Source organism: Parvibaculum sp. (assembly GCF_035511255.1).
GTDB lineage: Bacteria > Pseudomonadota > Alphaproteobacteria > Parvibaculales > Parvibaculaceae > Parvibaculum.
Window position 1 is genome coordinate 1 of record NZ_DATKFR010000451.1, and the last position, 4,091, is coordinate 4,091.

The following is a 4,091-nucleotide window of genomic DNA, read 5'->3' on the forward strand; positions in this document are numbered from 1 at the left end:
GCAGATCGATCGCTCGGCGGACGTGGCGCAGATGGAGGGAACGCTGGTTCCCGCCTATACCGTGAATTCCGTTCTGGGCAAGGTGCCGCTGCTCGGGCCGTTGATCGTCGGGCGCGAGGGCGAGGGAATTTTCGGCTTCACCTACGCCGTGAAGGGCAACATCGACAATCCGAGTGTGATCGTGAACCCGCTCTCGGCTATCGCGCCAGGCTTCCTGCGGCGTTTGTTCGAATTCTCCAGCACGTTGCCGCCGGAGCAGCCTGCTGCTGACAAGCCTGTCGGTGAGGGGACGAAAGGCACGCCGCCACCCGCCGCAGCTCCCGCTTCGCCAGCGAGTCCCGCCCCCAAACCGTAATGCGGAGTGTCGATTTGATTTGCGGAGATGCGGTCCGCATATAGACTTGCGTCATTGCTATTCTGGACAGCGGAGGAGGAGACGATGTCCACGAACGAACGCATGACGACAGATTCCGCCTATGAGGCCATAGCGCCCGACGACTTCCCGGCGATGATGGATGTCGATCGTTACGGCGCGCGATCGACGGCTTTCGACAAGATCATCTCGGCGACGCACGATCATTTCTGGGATCCGCTCGATCCCAAATATATCGACTTTAACTCGCCATGGGATCTCGAGCGGGACCTTCTGGTTCCGACCGACTTCAACATGGAATTGCAGACGGCCGTTTCCGACAAGCTCAACACGGATCAGAAAATCTATCTGGTCAATGAAGCGGTGCGCTGGAACATGTCGTCGATCCTGCATGGCGAAGCAGGGGCTCTCGCTCTGTCCGCAAGCCTCTGCCATATCCTGAAGGACCCGGGCGCGCAGGAATATGCGGCGAACCAGACGCGCGAGGAAGCGCGTCATGTCACCGGTTTCGCGAAATACATTCAGGCGCGATGGGGCAAGCCGACGGCTTGCGGTGTGGTGCTGCAGGAAATCCTGACCGAGATCGTGGCGACGCCGCTCGTCTGGAAGAAACTCGTCGGCATGCAGATGGTCGTCGAGGGGCTTGCGATGGGGGCCTTCGCGTCCTTCTACGCCAAGACCCATGATCCGCTTCTGCGTCGGCTGATGCAGCTCGTGATGACGGACGAGGCGTTCCACCACAAGTTCGGCAAGATATGGGCGGACCGCACGGTGCCGAATCTGCCGGCCGAGGAGCGCGACCTGATCGAGGACTGGGCGCTTGAATGTTTCATGAAGCTCTTGCGGAACTCCACGGGCCCGGAGCAGAAGAAGGAAATCTACGAACGCATCGGGCTCGACTGGCGCTGGGTGCAGGGTGCCCTGGCCGAGGCGCTTGCCGACAAGCAGATGCGGGCGACGATGCAGGAATCGACCAATATCTTCCGGGTATTGATCAAGACTCTGCTGAAGGCCGGCATCGTCACCAAGCGTACCGCACCGATGTATGCCGCCTATGTCGACATGGCGGAACTCCACGGCGAGGGAGAGCGGATGATTGGCGACGATATTGCCGAGGAAGGCATTCGCTATCTGCAGGCGTTGAACGGGGCTGGCGGTTCGGCTGCGATCTATGCGCTGAGCGGCACGGCGGCGGAATAAAACAAGCAACAGCGGGAGAACCCGCGGGCGTAAACCCAGGCGCCCCAAGCCCCCGTGGGGCGCCATGAGCCCTCTCCTCCCAGTGGAGAGGGCTTTTTCTTGCCGGCTTCAGCCTCTGGGCTTCAGCAGCACGTGCCGCTTTTTGCCCATCGAGAGTTTGATGACCCCGTCGATCAGATGCGCGGGCGTCAAGGTCAGTCGCTCGTCGGATACGGCTTCATCGTTGAGCCGGATCGCACCACCCTTGATCTGGCGGCGGGCCTCGCTGGTGGAGGCGACGAAGTTCGCCGTCACCAGCGCGTTGAGAATACCCATGCCGCCTTCGAGCTCGAAGGCCGCGATCTCCACCGTCGGCAGATCGGCGCTGATGCTGCCCTGCTCGAATGAGGCCCGAGCCGCACCCGCAGCCTTCTCCGCTTCCTCGCGGCCATGCAGCATGGCGGTCGCTTCGGTCGCAAGGATTTTCTTGGCCTCGTTCAGCTCCGCGCCTTCGAGCTTTTCGAGACGCGCGATTTCATCGAGCGGCAATTCGGTGAAGAGTTTCAGGAAGCGCCCGACATCGGCATCTTCCGTGTTGCGCCAGAACTGCCAGTAGTCGAAGGGCGAACGCATGTCGGCGTTGAGCCAGACGGCGCCGGCGGCGGTCTTGCCCATCTTGGCGCCCGATGAGGTCGTGATGAGCGGGCAGGTGAGCGCGAAGAGGTCGAGCCCCGCCGCGCGGCGGCCGAGTTCGAGCCCGTTGACGATATTGCCCCACTGGTCGGAGCCGCCCATCTGCAGGCGGCAGCCGTAACGCTTGCCGAGCTCCACGAAGTCGTAGGCCTGCAGAATCATGTAGTTGAATTCAAGGAAGGAGAGCGGCTGCTCGCGCTCGAGGCGCAGCTTCACGCTGTCGAAGCTGAGCATCCGGTTGACCGAGAAGTGACGGCCGTAATCGCGCAGGAAGGCGATGTATTCGAGCTTGTCGAGCCATTCGGCGTTGTTGACCATGATCGCGTCCTTCGGTCCGTCGCCGAAGGTCAGGAAGCGCGAGAAGGCCGTCTTGATCGAAGCCATGTTGGAGGCGATCTGTTCGTCCGTCAGGAGCTGGCGCGACTCGTCCTTACCGGAAGGATCGCCGACCTTGGTCGTTCCGCCGCCCATCAGCACGATCGGCTTGTGGCCGGCCTGCTGGAGCCGGCGCAGCATCATGATGCCCATGAGATGGCCGACATGGAGGCTCGGCCCCGTGCAGTCGAAGCCGATATAGGCCGTCACGGTTTCCTTCGCGGCATAGGCGTCCATGGCCTCCGGATCGGAGATCTGGTGGATGAAGCCACGGGCTTCGATTTCGCGCAGGAAGTCGGACTTGAAATTGCTCATGATCGGCTCGGTTGAAGGCTTGCCATAGGCATAAAGGAGCCGGTGGTGTATCACGCTTTCCAGACGGGAAAAACGGACGATTCCGCATGATCCGAGCCATAGGCCTCATGAGCGGCACCTCGCTCGACGGTATCGACGCCGCCATTCTGGAGACGGATGGCGAGCATATTGTGCGCCCCGGCCCGAGCCTCGGGGTTCCCTATACGGCGGAAGAGCGGGCCGTGTTGCGGGCGGCGCTTGAAGCTTCGAAATCCTGGACGGCGGGCGAGCCGATGCCCGAAGCGGTGGCGGAGGCCGAGAGGCTGCTGACGCTTGCCCATGCCCAGGCGGTCCGGAAACTTCTCGACATGTCCGGCTTCAAGCCGGCGGATATCGATCTCATCGGCTTTCACGGGCAGACGGTGCTGCACCAGCCGGAGGCCCGGCGCACGGTCCAGATCGGCATGGGCGACGTGCTGGCCTCGCTGACCGGTATCGACGTCGTCAACGACTTCCGCTCTGCCGACGTGGCGGCCGGCGGTCATGGCGCGCCGCTGGTGCCGCTTTACCATCAGGCGCTGGTGCGGAGCGCCGGCATCAACGAGCCGGTCGCCATCGTCAATATCGGCGGGGTCGGCAATGTCACCTATGTCGGGCTCGACGGGCGTCTCATCGCTTTCGACACGGGCCCCGGCAATGCGCTGATCGACGACTGGGCGCATCGGCACACGGGCGAACCTGTCGACAAGGACGGGGCGCTCGCGGAAATCGGCGAGGTCGATGTCGATGTGCTGTCGCAGCTGATGCAGCATGAGTTCTTCGAGGCACCGCCGCCGAAATCGCTCGACCGTTTCTCATTCGCCCGCGCGGCGGAAGCCGTCGGGCATCTGTCGCCGGAGGATGGCGCGGCGACGCTCACCGCCTTCACCGTCGAGGCGATCGCGCGCGGCGTGGCGCATATTCCCGGGATGCCGTCGCGCTTCATCGTCTGCGGTGGCGGACGGCACAATCCGGTATTGATGCGGATGCTGAGTGAGCGTCTTCAGGGTGGCGTTCTGCCCGCTGAGGATCTCGGCTGGCGTGGCGACGATGTCGAGGCGGAAGCCTTCGCCTATCTCGCCGCCCGTTCGCTGCGTGGCTTGCCGCTCAGTTTGCCCACAACGACGGGCGTGCCGGA

Annotated in this window: 4 protein-coding genes; 3 read left to right on the top strand and 1 reads right to left on the bottom strand. The window is 63.1% G+C overall.

The genetic code is table 11. The features are described from left to right. On the top strand, positions 1–355 hold a 355-nt coding region (locus VMR03_RS16800; protein WP_325407254.1), incomplete at its 5' end, for a hypothetical protein. A gap of 84 nt (positions 356–439) precedes the next feature. Then, a complete protein-coding gene (locus VMR03_RS16805) occupies positions 440–1,573 on the top strand; it encodes a ferritin-like domain-containing protein (protein WP_325407256.1) in 1,134 nt (377 codons plus the stop codon). Positions 1,574–1,681: 108 nt separating this feature from the next. Here the strand turns inward: VMR03_RS16805 and tyrS are convergent, their stop codons facing one another. Beyond that, positions 1,682–2,935 carry a tyrosine--tRNA ligase gene (gene tyrS, locus VMR03_RS16810; protein ID WP_325407258.1) on the bottom strand — a complete coding sequence of 418 codons (1,254 nt, stop codon included), beginning with the start codon at positions 2,933–2,935 and terminating at the stop codon, positions 1,682–1,684. An 86-nt stretch (positions 2,936–3,021) separates the two neighbouring features. On the opposite strand from tyrS, the gene VMR03_RS16815 reads away from it, so the two are divergent. Next, positions 3,022–4,091 (top strand): anhydro-N-acetylmuramic acid kinase (locus VMR03_RS16815; RefSeq protein WP_325407259.1); only part of this gene is annotated, 1,070 nt, incomplete at its 3' end.

Bases quoted from the DNA above. Each gene is read 5' to 3' on its own strand.
- VMR03_RS16805 (WP_325407256.1), top strand. From the start codon at position 440: ATGTCCACGAACGAACGCATGACGACAGATTCCGCCTATGAGGCCATA.
- tyrS (WP_325407258.1), bottom strand. From the start codon at position 2,935: ATGAGCAATTTCAAGTCCGACTTCCTGCGCGAAATCGAAGCCCGTGGC.